Source organism: Pseudomonas sp. HTZ2 (genome assembly GCF_033173945.1).
Lineage (GTDB): Bacteria > Pseudomonadota > Gammaproteobacteria > Pseudomonadales > Pseudomonadaceae > Aquipseudomonas > Aquipseudomonas guariconensis.
This window is the reverse complement of record NZ_CP137332.1, coordinates 367124-381153: the sequence shown is the minus strand read 5'-3', so window position 1 is coordinate 381153 and position 14030 is coordinate 367124. Positions and strand designations below refer to the sequence as shown.

Genomic DNA, 14030 nt, shown 5'->3' with positions numbered 1-14030 from the left:
ACACCTGTTCAACGAGAGGAGCATGACATGACGTCCCCCGTGGTGATCATCGGTACCGGCCTTGCGGGCTACAATCTGGCCCGGGAGTTTCGCAAGCTCGACAGCGATACGCCGCTGTTGCTGATCACTGCCGACGATGGCCGTTCCTACTCCAAGCCCATGCTTTCCACCGGCTTTGCCAAGCAGAAGGATGCCGACGGCCTGTGCATGGCCGAGCCGGGCGCCATGGCCGAACAGCTCAAGGCCGAAATCCGCACCCATACTCCCATCAGTGGCATCGATCCTGGCCACAAGCGTCTGTGGATCGGTGAAGAGGCGGTCGAGTACCGCGATCTCATCCTGGCGTGGGGTGCACAGACGGTCCAAGTGCCGATCGAGGGCGATGCGGCTGACCTGGTCTTCCCCATCAATGATCTTGAAGACTATGGGCGCTTTCGGGCCGCGGCGGCAGGCAAACACCGGGTGCTGATCCTCGGCGCTGGCCTGATCGGGTGCGAGTTCGCCAACGACATGAGCCTTGGCGGCTTCGAAGTCGATGTGGTCGCCCCTTGTGAGCAAGTGATGCCAACCCTACTGCACCCTGCTGCGGCCAGTGCGGTACAGGCGGGCCTGGAGGGGCTTGGGGTCCGCTTTCATCTGGGGCCGGTGCTGACCCGCCTGCAGCGCGATGAACAAGGCCTGGAGGCACACCTGTCCGATGGCCGCGTGATCGCCTGTGACCTGGTGGTCTTGGCCATCGGCCTGCGCCCGCGCACGGACCTTGCCGCTGCCGCGGGCTTGCAGACAAACCGGGGTGTGGTGGTGGACCGGCAGTTGCGCACCTCCCACGCCAATATCTTCGCCCTGGGCGATTGCGCCGAGGTCGATGGAATCAACCTGCTCTATGTCATGCCGCTGATGACCTGCGCCCGTGCTTTGGCCCAGACGCTCGCTGGCAACCCTACCGCTGTCGCCTATGGGCCGATGCCAGTGACCGTTAAAACCCCAGCGTGCCCGCTGGTGGTGTCCCCGCCCCCACTTGGGCGCGAAGGTGTCTGGCAGGTCGAGGGGCAGGGCGCCGACCTCAAGGTGCTCTGCCGCGATGCCTCTGGCCAGCTGCTGGGCTATGCGTTGACCGGCACGGCGGTTATGGAAAAGCTGGCGCTCAATCGGCAGTTGCCACCCCTGATGGCGTAAATAGCGGGCGCTCTGTCGGGTATGTCCTGTTCTTGAAGCGACAATGGCCACCCAAGTACTGGCGCGGCTTCGGTGAGCGTGCCATTCTCACTCCCGTCTGCCGCAGATTAGAGCCTGCGGTGCCTTGAACGCTGCTTCGCGAAGCAGCACGGCAATAACAACAAGAAATCCCGTATAAGAGGCTTCACTATGCGTAAACCAGAACTCGCCGCTGTTATCGCCGAAAAGGCCGACTTGACCAAGGAAAAGGCCAACCAGGTCTTGAATGCGATCCTCGACAGCATCACCGGTGCGCTGGACAAGGACACGGTCACCCTGGTCGGTTTCGGTACTTTTGAAAAACGTCATCGTGGCGCCCGCACCGGCAAGAACCCGCAGACCGGCCAGCCCGTCAAGATCAAAGCCAGCAACACTGTTGCCTTCAAGCCCGGCAAGAACCTGCGCGACAGCGTCAACCAACCCGCCAAGCCTGCGAAAAAAGGCAAATGACCCTTCATCGATAACAGTGGTTATCCAAACGGGCGCCCTGGGCGCCCGTTGTGCATTCAGGTACCTGGAAAATCATCGAAACAGCAGATTTGCATTGAGCGACCAATAAAAGGATAAACTGCGCCGCTCAGTCACTTTTTAGTCGAGGCGTGTTGATGAAGTTTCGCTTCCTGCTCTGGGCCATGGGCCTGTTGATGGCCAGGGCCAGCCGCAACAATCCGGCGTTCCAGCAACAATTGCGTGACAAGGATCTGGTGTTCCAGATGCAGACCCTCGATGGCCGGATTAGCCGGCATTTCATCGTCAGCGGCGAGCGCATCAGCAGTAAAGGGGGCCTGCACCCGCAGCCGGCCTTCGCCATTGCCTTCAAGGACGCAGCCTTTGGCTTCGCCACGCTCCAGGCCAGCAACAAGCAGCTGGCCTTCATGCAAGGCATTCAGGACAAGAGTATCCAGATCAAGGGCAATCCGGCGCTGGTCATCTGGTTCCAGGGCCTGATGAAATACCTCAAGCCCAAGAAGAAGGGTTGATACGGGGAGCGGCTTTTCCTGTTGTCTTCTCGGCGGGTAAGCCCGACCCTCTAGAGGGCACGGGTTTACCTGAGCAGGCCGATGCACAAGACGGTTGCTCCCACAGCTGCTCACCGCTTAATGCGGGGCATGGAACTGCGAGGCCAGTTCGCGCAGCAACGCCTCGGCCTCCAGCACCTTGTTCACGACATCGTCGGCCTTTTCCCGGGTCAGGCTCAGCCGTTCCAGCAAGGCCTCGGGAATCTCCTCCTGAGGCCCTGAGCCGATACCGCGGGCCCGCAACAGGCGAATCGCCAGGCACACCAGGTTGGGGAACGCCGAATTCTCCCCCTCATAGCTCGGGTCGTGCTGGAAGCGCAGCGCGGTGCACAGCTCTTCAGGCATGTCCCACAGCTTCATCAGCCAGGCGCCGATCTGTTCGCGGCTGATGCCCAGCAGGTGTTGCTCCACGTAGGTGTGACACAGGTGCGGATTGACCTCCAGATGGCGGCAGATCAGCGAGAAGTGCGGCGGAAACACGTGCGCCAGCAGCAAATACCCGAAATTGTGCAGAAGGCCCGCCAGGTAGGTCAGGCCGGCCTCAGGTCGCTCGGCTCGGGGCATGGCACGGGTCAGGCCTTCGATAACCGCAGCGGTGTAGATCGACTGCTGCCAGTAGGGCGTGGTTTGCTGAGGGTGGTCCTTGGGCAGGCTCAAGGTCTTGCCTAGCGCCAGGCCCAAGGCCAGGTTGATCACCAGGTCGAAGCCCAGTACGCGCACGATGGCATCCTCCACCGAACGGATCTTGCCGGGCGAGGCGTAGTAAGGCGAGGCTGCCCAACTGACCACCTGAGCGGCCAGGGCCGGGTCGGTTTCCACGACACCGGTGATGTCATCGATGCTGGCATTGGGGTCGACGCGCAGTTTAATGATTTTCTGTGCGGTGTCCGCCAGCGGAGGAATCTCGATGGTCTGCTCGAGGCGTTGCTGGATGCGTCGTGCGGTGAAGGCCTGGACGGCGCGGGTGATTTCCTGGGGGTCATCGTGCGGGCGGTCGAGGTTGGGCCGGATGTCGTGGGTCTGTTCGCCGAAGTTACCCGCGCTGGCTTTGCTCAACATGCCTTTGAACGCTTCGCGTGGGATCTCAAGCAGCAAGCCGGGCTCACCGGACTGGATCAGCAGATTGTCGACTTTCAGCAGGCTGGCTTCGTAGAGGCAGGGGTAGCTGGTCAGTGCCGGGATCCCCGGCAGGGTCTTGAGGGCATGCTTGTCGAGCATGTGCGCAAGGCGTGCGACCGGCACGGCCACCAGCTTGCGACCGGTAAGCTCGGTCAGGCGGTTCAAGTCCAGCAATTGGCTCTGCGGGAACAGCACCATCAAAGCGCCGACTTCGTCGTCGAGAAGGATCGCCTGGACTCGAGCGTTGACCGGTAGCTGCGCATGCTCGGGCACTTCGCGGTAGGGCACGCCGAGCTTGTCGAGCAACAGCCGAATGACAGAGGGTGCGTGTGGGGTCGAAGTATCCAGGGCAACTTCAGTCATGGTCTGAGTCCAAGGTTTTCTTTTAAACGCGAAGTATAACCACCCGGCGCGATAACTGGATCCATTATGCTTCGATGGTGGCCCAGGCAGCGTGAGGCTGCAAAACAGGCCTCTAGGTTTGGGTGCATTTCGTGATCGGTATCACACCTGTCCGTACTGTTGGCCATGGCGCAGCCAGCGGTCCAACAGTGGGCTGACATGGTCGGGCCAACGGGCCAGCAGCGCCTGGGCTGCATCACGCACGGCAGGGAGCAGGTCTGCGTCACGCATCAGATCCGCTACCTTGAACTGCAGCAGACCGGTCTGGCGGGTGCCGAGCATTTCGCCGGGGCCGCGCAGCTCCAGGTCTTTCTCGGCGATGACGAAGCCGTCATTGGTTTCGCGCATGATACCCAGGCGTTCACGGCCGATCTGCGACAGGGGCGGATGATAGAGCAGCACGCAATGGCTGACCGCGCTGCCCCGGCCCACCCGACCGCGCAGCTGGTGCAACTGGGCAAGGCCCAGGCGCTCGGGGTTCTCGATGATCATCAGGCTGGCATTGGGCACATCCACGCCCACCTCGATCACGGTGGTCGCCACCAGCAACTGGAGATTGCCGGCCTTGAACTCGGCCATCACCGCGGCTTTTTCCGCCGGTTTCATGCGTCCGTGGATCAGGCCCACACGCAGTTCGCCCAGGGCGCTGCCCAGCTCTTCGAAGGTGCTTTCTGCCGCCTGGCAGGTCAGTTCTTCCGACTCTTCGATCAGGGTACAGACCCAATACGCCTGGCGCCCTTCGGCGCAGGCCGCGCGTACCCGCTCGACCACTTCGAAGCGCCGGCTGTCGGCCACCAGCACGGTGTTCACCGGGGTACGGCCAGGGGGCAACTCGTCGAGGATGGAGGTGTCCAGGTCGGCGTAGGCGCTCATCGCCAGCGTCCGCGGAATCGGGGTGGCGGTCATGATCAACTGGTGCGGGCACAGCGCGCCGTCCACGCCTTTCTGGCGTAAGGCCAAACGCTGCTGTACGCCAAACCGGTGCTGCTCGTCGATGATCGCCAGGGCCAGGCGGCGAAACTTCACTTCTTCCTGGAACAGCGCATGGGTGCCGACCACCATCGGCACACCGCTGGCGATCTGCTCCAAGGCGCTGGCGCGCGCCTTGCCTTTGAGCTTGCCCGCCAGCCAGGCCACCTCGATGCCTAAGGGCTCGAGCCAGCGTTTGAAGGTCAGGTAATGCTGTTCGGCGAGGATCTCGGTAGGCGCCATGAGGGCCACCTGGTAGCCGGCTTCCAAGGCCTGCAAGGCGGCAAGGGCCGCGACTACCGTCTTGCCTGCGCCGACATCGCCCTGCACCAGGCGCATCATCGGCTCGGGCTGGCTGAGGTCGTAGGCGATTTCGTTGCCGACTCGCTGCTGGGCGCCGGTGGGGCTGAAGCCCAGGTTGGCCAGGTATTGCGCTGGCAGGCGGCTGGCCTTGGGCAATACCGGGGCTCGCAGGGCGCGCAGGCTTTCGCGCAGGCGCTGTTGGGAGAGCTGATGGGTCAGCAGCTCTTCGAAGGCCAGGCGATGCTGGGCCCAGTGCTGGCCTTCGGCGAGTTCGTCGAGGTCGGCGTCGGCCGGTGGGTTGTGCAGGTAGCGGATCGCATCGTCCAGCGGCGCCAGGTGGTAATCCCGGGCCAGTTCTTCGGGCAGCCAGTCCGGCAGGCTGCGCGGGCCGAGCATGGCCAGGCTCTGCTGGCACAACAGGCGCAGGCGTTGCTGTGTCAGGCCTTCGGTACTCGGATAGATGGGCGTCAGGGTCTGTTCGACTGGTGGCGCCGGTTCGTTGCCATTGAGCGCCCGGTACTCCGGGTGATAGATCTCAAGCCCCGACGCACCGGGGCGGGCCTCGCCGTAGCAGCGCAAATGGGTGCCACGCTTGAGGCCTTCTTTCTGGGCATTGCTGAAATGATAGAAACGCAGGCTCAGCACGCCGGTTCCATCTCCCAGGCGCACCACCAGGCTGCGGCGCTTGCCCATGGTCACGTCGGCGCCGCTGACCACACCTTCGATCACCGCGTCCTGACCGGGACGCAAAGCCCCGATGGGCACCACGCGGGTGCGATCCTGATAGCGCAGCGGCAGGTGGAACAGCAGATCTTGCAGGTTCTCCAAGCCGACCTTGGCCAGTTTCTCGGCCATGGCTTCGCCAACACCCTTGAGGGCGGTCACCGGGACAGTCGACAGCTCGGTCATGGGTCAGGCCGATTTTTCCGCAGGCGGCTTGGCGACCGAGCAGAGGCGGATCGAGTCGGCGAGGATCTCGATGGCCTTGGGCCGCGGGAAGCTGGCGCGCCAGGCGATGGCGACGGTACGGAAAGGCGAAGGCGCCGTGAGTGGGCGCACCTCGATCACGCCTGGGGCGTAATGGTGGCTGTGTACGGCCGACAGCGGCAGGATCGACACGCCAAGGCCGGAGGCGACCATGTGGCGGATGGTTTCCAGCGAGCTGGATTCGACCGTGGTGTGCTTGGAGCCTTCGCCGCCCTTGTTGATGGTCGGGCAGGCCTCCAGCACTTGATCACGGAAGCAGTGGCCCTCGCCGAGCAGCAACAGGCTCTTGTCATTGAGCATGGCGGTGTCGATGGTCTTCTTGGCGGTCCAAGGGTGATCGGCGGGCATCAGCGCGTAGAAGGGCTCGTCGTACAGCGGCAGCGTCAGCACGTCCGCCTCGTTGAACGGCAGGGCGATGATCACCGCGTCCAGCTCGCCGTTGCGCAGTTTTTCGCGCAGTACGTGGGTGAAGTTCTCTTCGATGTACAGCGGCATCTGCGGGGCGACCCGGTGCAGCTGAGGAATGAGGTGCGGGAAGAGATAGGGGCCGACGGTATAGATGGCACCGACCTTGAGCGGCGCGGTGAGTTGGTTCTTGCCGGCCTGGGCCAGTTCGCGAATACCTTGGGCCTGCTCCAGAACCTTCTGCGCCTGGGCGACGATGCTTTCGCCGACCGGGGTCAGGCGCACCGCGCTCTTGCTGCGCTCGAAGATCAGCACGCCAAGCTCGTCCTCGAGTTTCTTCACACCGACCGACAGGGTCGGCTGGCTGACATGGCAACGCTCGGCGGCGTGGCCGAAATGCTGCTCCTGGGCGAGTGTGACGATGTAGCGTAATTCTGTGAGGGTCATAACGTGCGTCCATGAAGTTGCGGCCCCAGCATAGCGGCTGCAATCGATAGACGCACGTTATCAGACTTGCTGTTTTGTGACAGAAACAAAAGTATCAGCGACGGTCCAGCGAGTAGACGAACGGCGCCACGACTTCGATCTGGCCATTGTTCAGCAATTCCTTCGGCGGCTTGGGTACTGGCTGCGCCCGGCGGATCATTTCCAGGGTCGCTCGGTCCAGCGCCGCACTGCCCGAACCACCGGCCAGCGAGAACGACAACACCTTGCCTTCGGCGTCTACCACGAAGCGCAGCCTGTTGATGCCTTGCAGACCACGGCGGCGAGCGTCTTCCGGATACCGCTTGTACTTGGCCAGGTGGCGCAGCAAGTCGCTCTGCCACGTCGGCAGCGCATTGCTATTGGACGCGATGCTCGGCGCTGGTGCCGCCGATTTCTGCGGTGGCGTGTTGCTGGGCGGCGTGTCCGCGACCTGTTCCTTGGCCGGTGGCAAATCCTTCGGCGGCTCAGGTTTTTTCTCAGGCTTGGGCGGTTGAGGCTTGGCCTTGGGCTTGGGTGGTTTGGCGATGGCGATCTTCGGCTTGGGCGCCTCTACCAGCTTGGGTAGCGGAGGCTCTTCGACCGGTGCCGGAGGCTGCGGTGCGGCCTTGGGCGGTGGTGGCGGTGCCGGTGCGGGCAGCGGCGCCAGCTCGACCATCATGGCTGCCGGTGGTAGCTCGACGGCCTGGGGCACGGACCAGTTCAGGGTCAGTAGCACCGCCAGCACATGCACGCCCAGCACGATCGCCAGGCTTACGCCGTAGCGCGCCAGGTTGGACCGTGTCGTTGTCATTGCTTGGCTGCCGTTTCGAGACCGACCAGGCCGACCTTGAGGTAGCCGGCGGCGCGCATGGTGTTCATCACTTCCATCAGGTCGCCGTAATCAACCCCTTTGTCGGCCTGGAAGAAGATCGTGGTTTCCTTGTCACCCTTGGTCTTGGCATCGAGCATTGCACCAAGCTGGTCGCGCTGGGCCACCTCGTCATCGCCGACATAGAGTTTCTTGTCGGTCTTGACGCTGACGAACACCGGCTTCTCGGGCCTCGGCGCCGGCTTGGCGGTCGAGGCTGGTAGGTCGACCTTGATGTCGACGGTAGCCAGCGGGGCGGCGACCATGAAGATGATCAGCAGCACCAGCATGACGTCGATGAAAGGCGTGACGTTGATTTCGTGGTTTTCGGCGAGGTCGTCGCCACCTTCGTTCAGATGCAGGCCCATGGCTTACCCCACTTTCACCATGTGCGGGGCAACGCGCTCGCCACCCTGGTGGTCCAGGTCACGGCTCACCAGCAGCAGTACCTGGGCCGAGGCGTCGGAGACCTGGGCCTTGTAGCCGGCAATCGAGCGGGCGAAGACGTTATAGATGACCACGGCCGGAATGGCCGCGACCAGGCCCAGGGCGGTGGCCAGCAGGGCTTCGGCGATGCCAGGGGCGACTACGGCCAGGTTGGTGGTCTGGGTCTTGGCGATGCCGATGAAGCTATTCATGATGCCCCAGACGGTACCGAACAGACCGACGAAAGGCGCAGTGGAACCGATGGTGGCAAGCATGCCGGTGCCGCTGCTCATGCTGCGGCCGCTGGCGGCGACCAGGCGCTCCAGGCGGAAGCTGACGCGCTCTTTGATGCCTTCCTTCTCACGGGCATTGACCGAGAGGCGCATTTCGTCCAGCGCATCATGGACCAAGGTGTGGGCCAGGGTGCCTGCCTTGTTGGCGGCGTCGCTCGCTTCCTTGAGGCTGGCTGCTTTCTTCAGCAAGGCGATTTCGCCACGCAGTCGGCGCTTGGCACCCATCAGCTCGAAGCCCTTGGCGATCCAGATGGTCCAGGTGATCAGCGAGGCGATGGCCAGGCCGATCATCACGGCTTTGACGACGACGTCGGCGTTCTTATACATGCCCCAGGGAGAAAGATCGTGTGCCATGCCCAGAGAGGTGTCTTCGACCAGGGCCTGGACGTTCTCGTCCGCAGGTGCCTGGGCATTGGGGGTAGCAGCGGGGGCCTGGGTTTCACCGGTTGGAGCCGGGGCGGCAGGTGCTGCAGCGGCAGCGGGGGCGCTGGTGGCTGCGGTGGCAGGCTCATCGGCCATGGCGGCCGGGGCCAGCACCAGGCTGAGGGTCAGCGCGGCGATGGCGCGCCATGCGCGCGACGTGGTTGGCGAAGCGGAGGATTGTGTACGTGTCATGCTGGCCGGACCTGATGAAGATAAAAAGGTGACGTTCTCCAAGGCCTCGAGGCGGGCCGAGAACAGATAGGGCGCCATTATTGCAAGTAATTCTTGTTAGCAGAAGTAATAAAGTTGCCTTTTTTAACCATCGTCTAGCCGCCTATCGATTAATCCGGTTAGCCTGAACCTTTGCCTGTGGAGCGATTGAAATGTCCGAACCCTGCGTGATGATCGTTGGCTGCGGTGATGTAGGCGGTCGTCTAGCTCGCCAGTTGCTGGCGCTGGGCTGGCAGGTCAGTGGCTTGCGACGCTCGGTCGAGCACCTGCCTGCGGGCGTCGTGCCGATTGCCGCCGACCTCTCCGAGCCTGCGATACCGGCAGCCTGGCCCCAGCGTTCGCCCGACTATTTGGTGTACTGCGTGGCCGCCAGCCAACACGATGAGGCGGGATACCAGGCCGCTTATGTCGACGGTCTGCGTCATGTACTCGATTGGCTAAAGGCGCGTGGACAGCAGCCCCGGCGGCTGCTGTTCGTGTCCAGCAGCAGTGTGTATGCGCAGGCGCAGGGCGAGTGGGTCGACGAAGACGCGGTGACCGAACCTCAAAGCTATTCGGGCCGCGTGATGCTGCAGGCCGAGCATTTGGCGCTGCACAGCGGGCTGCCCGCAACGCTCGTGCGCCTGACTGGCATCTATGGCCCGGGTCGGGAATGGCTGCTCAGCCAGGTGCGTCAGGGTTATCGGGTGGCCGAGGAGCCGCCGCTGTATGGCAACCGCATCCACGCCGAGGATGCGGCAGGTTTGCTGGCCTTCCTGCTCCAGGCCGACGCCCGGGACGTGGCGCTGGACGCATGCTATATCGGCGTTGATGACGACCCTGCACCCTTGGCCGAGGTAGTGGGCTGGCTGCGCCAGTACATGGGCGTGAGCGAATGGTCGGACGAGCAACGCGTTCGGCGTACCGGCAGCAAGCGCTGCAGCAATGCACGAGCACGTGCGCTGGGATGGGCGCCGCAGTATCCAAGCTACAGGGAAGGGTACACCGCGATCTTGAAAGGGTAGACCGCAATCAAGGCTGCTTCTTGCAGGACCGCCTCGGGTTTTCGCAGCTAAACCCGTCCCACAGGCACCGTGGCGTTATCGAGGGTGCCGCGGTGCCTGTGGGAGCGAGGGACTTGCGAGGTCGAATCAGTCGCGCTCAAGCACCCACTGCCGGGCGCCGGGGGCCAGCTGCGGCTTTTCGTCTGGCTGGGCACGATTGACCGCTTGATGGATCTCCAGCGTGTCGCCGTCGCGCTTGAATATCCACGGCGCGCCTCGTTGGTTGCGCTCCAACCACAGGCTGTCGTTGTCGCCGCCCATGTCGGCGCAATCACCTGCCAGGCAGAGTGCGTAGCGATCCAGATTCGGCAGGCCGGTCACGCTGCCGTTGTCGGCGAAGCGCACCGTCGCACCCTTGCCCGGGCCCTCGACGATCTTCCACTCGCCACCCAGATAGGCGGTATACAGGGCCTTTTCAAAACTGCCGCCAAGCGGTGTGTTGGCGGAGGCCGTCGGTACCTTCACGAAGGTCTGCTTGTTGCCGTTTTGCGAGGTGACGCGCAGTTTGTCGCCACTGAGGTCCAGTTGCTCGGTCTGGCCGCCGGTGAAGCTGGCCTGCCACTGGTCTTCCTTCGCGCTCAGGTAACCATCCACTGCCTCGAAGCCGTTGCTGTAGCTGGCTTGCTGGTTGGCGGTGTCGATTTTCCATTCGAGTACGGGCCCTTTTTTGCTCAGGGCCTGGTGCAGGCTGCTGCCGTCGGCGGCATCGATGGCGTCCTGGTTGATCCAGGTGCCGTTGTAGTCTTCAGGTTTGTGACTGGCACAGCCGCCCAGGAGCAGGGCTGCCAGTGCAAGGGGCAGGGCATGGCGCATGGCGTAAAACCTTGGGGCAGGAAAGGTGACGGGCAGGGCGCCCGCCACCGGAGGCATCACTCGATGACCAGGATCGCGTCCATCTCGACCTGGGAGCCTTTCGGCAGAGCGGCAACGCCGATAGCGGCGCGCGCTGGGTAAGGCTGCTCGAAGTAACGACCCATGATCTCGTTGACCTTGGCGAAGTGGCTCAGGTCGGTGAGGAAGATGTTCAGCTTGACGATGTCTTTGAACGAACCGCCAGCGGCCTCGGCAACGGCCTTGAGGTTTTCGAAGACCTGGACGGTCTGGGCTTCGAAGCCTTCGACCAGTTCCATGGTTTTCGGATCCAGCGGGATCTGGCCGGACATGTAGACGGTGTTGCCGGCCTTGATCGCCTGGGAGTAGGTGCCGATGGCGGCTGGGGCCTTGTCGCTGTTGATGACGGTCTTGGTCATGATGACTCCTTGGTTGACGGACTACGTACGCATGCGGGTGATGCGGACCACGCCGGTCAGGGTACGCAACTTCTTGATCACGCGGGCCAGGTGCACGCGATCATGCACGCTGACCACCAGTTGGACCACGCTGATACGGCCGTCGCGTTCGTCCATGCTGATTTTTTCGATATTGCCGTCGGCGGCATTGACGCTGCTGGCCAACAAGGCGATCAGGCCGCGCTGGTGCTCCAGCTCGACACGCAGTTCGACATTGAACTCACCGGTGATGTCCTTGGCCCAGGAGAGCTGCACGCATTTTTCCGGGTTGTGGCGGATTTCACTGATGTTGCGGCAGTTTTCCAGGTGCACGACCATGCCTTTGCCCGCCGACAGGTGCCCGACGATCGGGTCGCCGGGGATCGGGGTGCAGCACTTGGCGTAGCTGAGCACCAGGCCTTCGGTGCCGCGGATGGCCAGTGGGCCTTCCGGTGCGGGCAGTTGCTCGCCTTCGGCGGACAACAGGCGGCGAGCCACAACATAGGCCATGCGATTGCCCAGGCCGATGTCTTCGAGCAGATCCTCGAGCAGTTCCAGTCGGTATTCGCTGAGAATGGACTGGATGCGCTCCGGCGGGATTTTCTCCAGGCTGCTGTCGAAACCGGTGAGCACCTTGTTCAGCAGGCGTTCGCCCAGGCTGATCGACTCGGAGCGGCGTTGCTGCTTGAGTGCGTGACGAATGTGCGTACGCGCCTTGCCGGTGACCACGAAGTTGAGCCAGGCCGGGTTGGGGCGTGCGCCCGGTGCGCTGACGATTTCCACTGTCGAGCCGCTTTGCAGCGGTTCGGACAACGGCGCCAGGCGGCGATTGATGCGGCAGGCGATGCAGCTGTTGCCGACGTCGGTGTGCACTGCGTAGGCGAAGTCGACGGCGGTGGAGCCTTTGGGCAGCTCCATGATCCGGCCCTTGGGCGTGAAGACGTAGACTTCGTCCGGGAACAGATCGATCTTGACGCTCTCGATGAATTCCAGCGAGTTGCCGGCACGCTGCTGCAGTTCGAGGATGCCCTTGACCCATTGCCGGGCGCGGGCATGGTTGCCCTTGGGCTGTTCGTCCTCGTTGGACTTGTACAGCCAGTGGGCGGCGATCCCGTTGTTGGCCATCTCTTCCATTTCGCGAGTGCGGATCTGGATCTCGATGGGTACGCCGTGCATGCCGAACAGCGTCGTGTGCAGCGACTGGTAGCCGTTGGCCTTGGGAATCGCGATGTAGTCCTTGAAGCGACCGGGCAGCGGCTTGTACAGGTTGTGTACGGCACCGAGCACGCGATAGCAGGTATCGACCTTGTCGACGATGATGCGGAAGGCATACACGTCCATGATCTCGTTGAAGGCGCGGCGCTTGCCGCGCATCTTCTTGTAGATGCCATAGAGGTGTTTTTGCCGGCCGCTGACCTCGCCCTCGATGCCGTCCGCGGCCAGGCAATTGGCCAGCGACTGTTCGATCTTGGCGACGATTTCCTTGCGGTTGCCACGGGCGCTCTTGACGGCGCGATGGATGAGCGAGGAACGCATCGGGTGCATCGCTTTGAAGCCGAGGTCTTCGAATTCCACGCGCACATTGTGCATGCCCAGGCGATTGGCGATGGGGGCGTAGATTTCGAGGGTTTCCTTGGCGATGCGTCGGCGTTTTTCGCCAGAGAGCACTTCCAGGGTGCGCATGTTGTGCAGGCGGTCGGCCAGCTTGACCAGGATCACACGGATGTCCCGGGCCATGGCCATGGCCATCTTCTGGAAGTTTTCGGCCTGGGCCTCGGCCTTGGTCTCGAAGTTCATCTGGGTCAGCTTGCTGACCCCGTCGACCAGCTCGGCGACAGTTTCGCCAAATTGCTGGCAGAGGGCTTCCTTGGCGATGCCGGTGTCTTCGATCACATCGTGCAGCATGGCGGCCATCAGGCTTTGATGGTCCATGTGCATGTCGGCCAGGATGCTGGCCACGGCCAGCGGATGGGTCACGTAGGGCTCGCCGCTGCGGCGGCGTTGGCCATCGTGCGCCTGTTCGGCGTAGAAGTAGGCCCGGCGGACCAGATTGACCTGGTCGGGGCCGAGGTAGGTCGACAGCCGTTCGGCGAGGGCTTCTATACCCGGCATGGGTTCACCTCCTGCCGAGGGAGAGGGCCTTGTGCCGCACGATGTCGACCGGGCATGGATCAGACAGCCTCGTTGTTCTCGTCCTCGAACGCAGCGAAGACTGGATCTTCCGTTACGATCTCTTCGGCGGCGATGAACTCTGGAGTGACGATACCTTCGGCGATCTCGCGCAGGGCGACGACGGTCGGCTTGTCGTTTTCCCATGCAACGCGCGGCTCTTTGCCGCCGGTGGCCAGCTGACGGGCGCGCTTGGTCGAGAGCATGACCAGCTCAAAGCGGTTATCCACGTGTTCCAGGCAGTCTTCAACAGTTACGCGGGCCATGGTCTTCCTCAGTAGCAAATGCGTTAGCGTGCAGCCCAGAGTGGGCAGGCGGACTCGATAGTTTAAAAAATCACCAGCCAATAGGGAAGCGCTGTTTTGTCAGGTGCTGGTCTGTCGGGCCTGTGCTGGCTGCTTCGTGGGTAAACCCACAGACACAGC

14 protein-coding genes are annotated in these 14030 nt (G+C 63.0%); 4 read left to right on the top strand and 10 right to left on the bottom strand.

Annotated features, from left to right (window positions below):
* The first annotated feature begins 27 nt into the window (after positions 1-27).
* From R6G97_RS01770 to R6G97_RS01760, 3 genes are all read left to right on the top strand, one after another.
* Positions 28-1176, top strand: a complete 1149-nt coding sequence (locus R6G97_RS01770; protein ID WP_317847729.1) for an NAD(P)/FAD-dependent oxidoreductase — start codon at positions 28-30, stop codon at positions 1174-1176.
* A gap of 189 nt (positions 1177-1365) precedes the next feature.
* Positions 1366-1665, top strand: a complete 300-nt coding sequence (locus tag R6G97_RS01765; protein WP_043209915.1) for an HU family DNA-binding protein — start codon at positions 1366-1368, stop codon at positions 1663-1665.
* A gap of 155 nt (positions 1666-1820) precedes the next feature.
* Complete coding sequence (locus R6G97_RS01760) at positions 1821-2195, top strand: helicase (protein WP_090344194.1); 375 nt, start codon at positions 1821-1823, stop codon at positions 2193-2195.
* Between the two features lie 117 nt (positions 2196-2312).
* Here the strand turns inward: R6G97_RS01760 and R6G97_RS01755 are convergent, their stop codons facing one another.
* The 6 genes from R6G97_RS01755 to exbB form a co-directional block, all read right to left on the bottom strand.
* On the bottom strand, positions 2313-3716 hold the full coding sequence (locus R6G97_RS01755; RefSeq protein ID WP_043209911.1) for an aminoacyl-tRNA deacylase and HDOD domain-containing protein: 1404 nt from the start codon (positions 3714-3716) through the stop codon (positions 2313-2315).
* A 141-nt stretch (positions 3717-3857) separates the two neighbouring features.
* The gene (recG, locus tag R6G97_RS01750) at positions 3858-5936 is read right to left on the bottom strand and encodes an ATP-dependent DNA helicase RecG (protein ID WP_090344197.1); all 2079 of its coding nucleotides are present in this window, start codon (positions 5934-5936) and stop codon (positions 3858-3860) included.
* A 3-nt stretch (positions 5937-5939) separates the two neighbouring features.
* Positions 5940-6866, bottom strand: coding sequence for a hydrogen peroxide-inducible genes activator (locus tag R6G97_RS01745; protein ID WP_043209907.1), 927 nt, complete (start codon positions 6864-6866; stop codon positions 5940-5942).
* A 94-nt stretch (positions 6867-6960) separates the two neighbouring features.
* Positions 6961-7695 (bottom strand): energy transducer TonB, encoded by a 735-nt coding sequence (locus R6G97_RS01740; RefSeq protein ID WP_043209905.1) that lies wholly within the window; start codon positions 7693-7695, stop codon positions 6961-6963.
* Entirely contained in the window at positions 7692-8120 is a 429-nt protein-coding gene (exbD, locus tag R6G97_RS01735; RefSeq protein ID WP_043209902.1) for a TonB system transport protein ExbD, read from the bottom strand. The genes R6G97_RS01740 and exbD overlap by 4 nt, the downstream gene beginning before the upstream one ends.
* A gap of 3 nt (positions 8121-8123) precedes the next feature.
* Complete coding sequence (gene exbB / locus R6G97_RS01730; RefSeq protein ID WP_043210020.1) at positions 8124-9086, bottom strand: tonB-system energizer ExbB; 963 nt, start codon at positions 9084-9086, stop codon at positions 8124-8126.
* Between the two features lie 191 nt (positions 9087-9277).
* On the opposite strand from exbB, the gene R6G97_RS01725 reads away from it, so the two are divergent.
* The gene (locus R6G97_RS01725; RefSeq protein ID WP_043209901.1) at positions 9278-10129 is read left to right on the top strand and encodes an SDR family oxidoreductase; all 852 of its coding nucleotides are present in this window, start codon (positions 9278-9280) and stop codon (positions 10127-10129) included.
* Positions 10130-10255: 126 nt separating this feature from the next.
* On the opposite strand, the gene R6G97_RS01720 is transcribed toward R6G97_RS01725, so the two are convergent.
* Genes R6G97_RS01720 through rpoZ form a run of 4 tightly spaced genes read right to left on the bottom strand, consistent with a single transcriptional unit; the run spans position 10256 to position 13871 of the window.
* Positions 10256-10981, bottom strand: coding sequence for a hypothetical protein (locus R6G97_RS01720; RefSeq protein ID WP_090344200.1), 726 nt, complete (start codon positions 10979-10981; stop codon positions 10256-10258).
* Between the two features lie 56 nt (positions 10982-11037).
* The gene (locus tag R6G97_RS01715) at positions 11038-11418 is read right to left on the bottom strand and encodes a RidA family protein (RefSeq protein WP_043209898.1); all 381 of its coding nucleotides are present in this window, start codon (positions 11416-11418) and stop codon (positions 11038-11040) included.
* 21 nt (positions 11419-11439) lie between these two features.
* The gene (spoT, locus tag R6G97_RS01710; protein ID WP_043209897.1) at positions 11440-13548 is read right to left on the bottom strand and encodes a bifunctional GTP diphosphokinase/guanosine-3',5'-bis pyrophosphate 3'-pyrophosphohydrolase; all 2109 of its coding nucleotides are present in this window, start codon (positions 13546-13548) and stop codon (positions 11440-11442) included.
* Positions 13549-13607: 59 nt separating this feature from the next.
* Positions 13608-13871 (bottom strand): DNA-directed RNA polymerase subunit omega, encoded by a 264-nt coding sequence (gene rpoZ / locus R6G97_RS01705; protein ID WP_008091595.1) that lies wholly within the window; start codon positions 13869-13871, stop codon positions 13608-13610.
* Positions 13872-14030 lie beyond the last annotated feature (159 nt).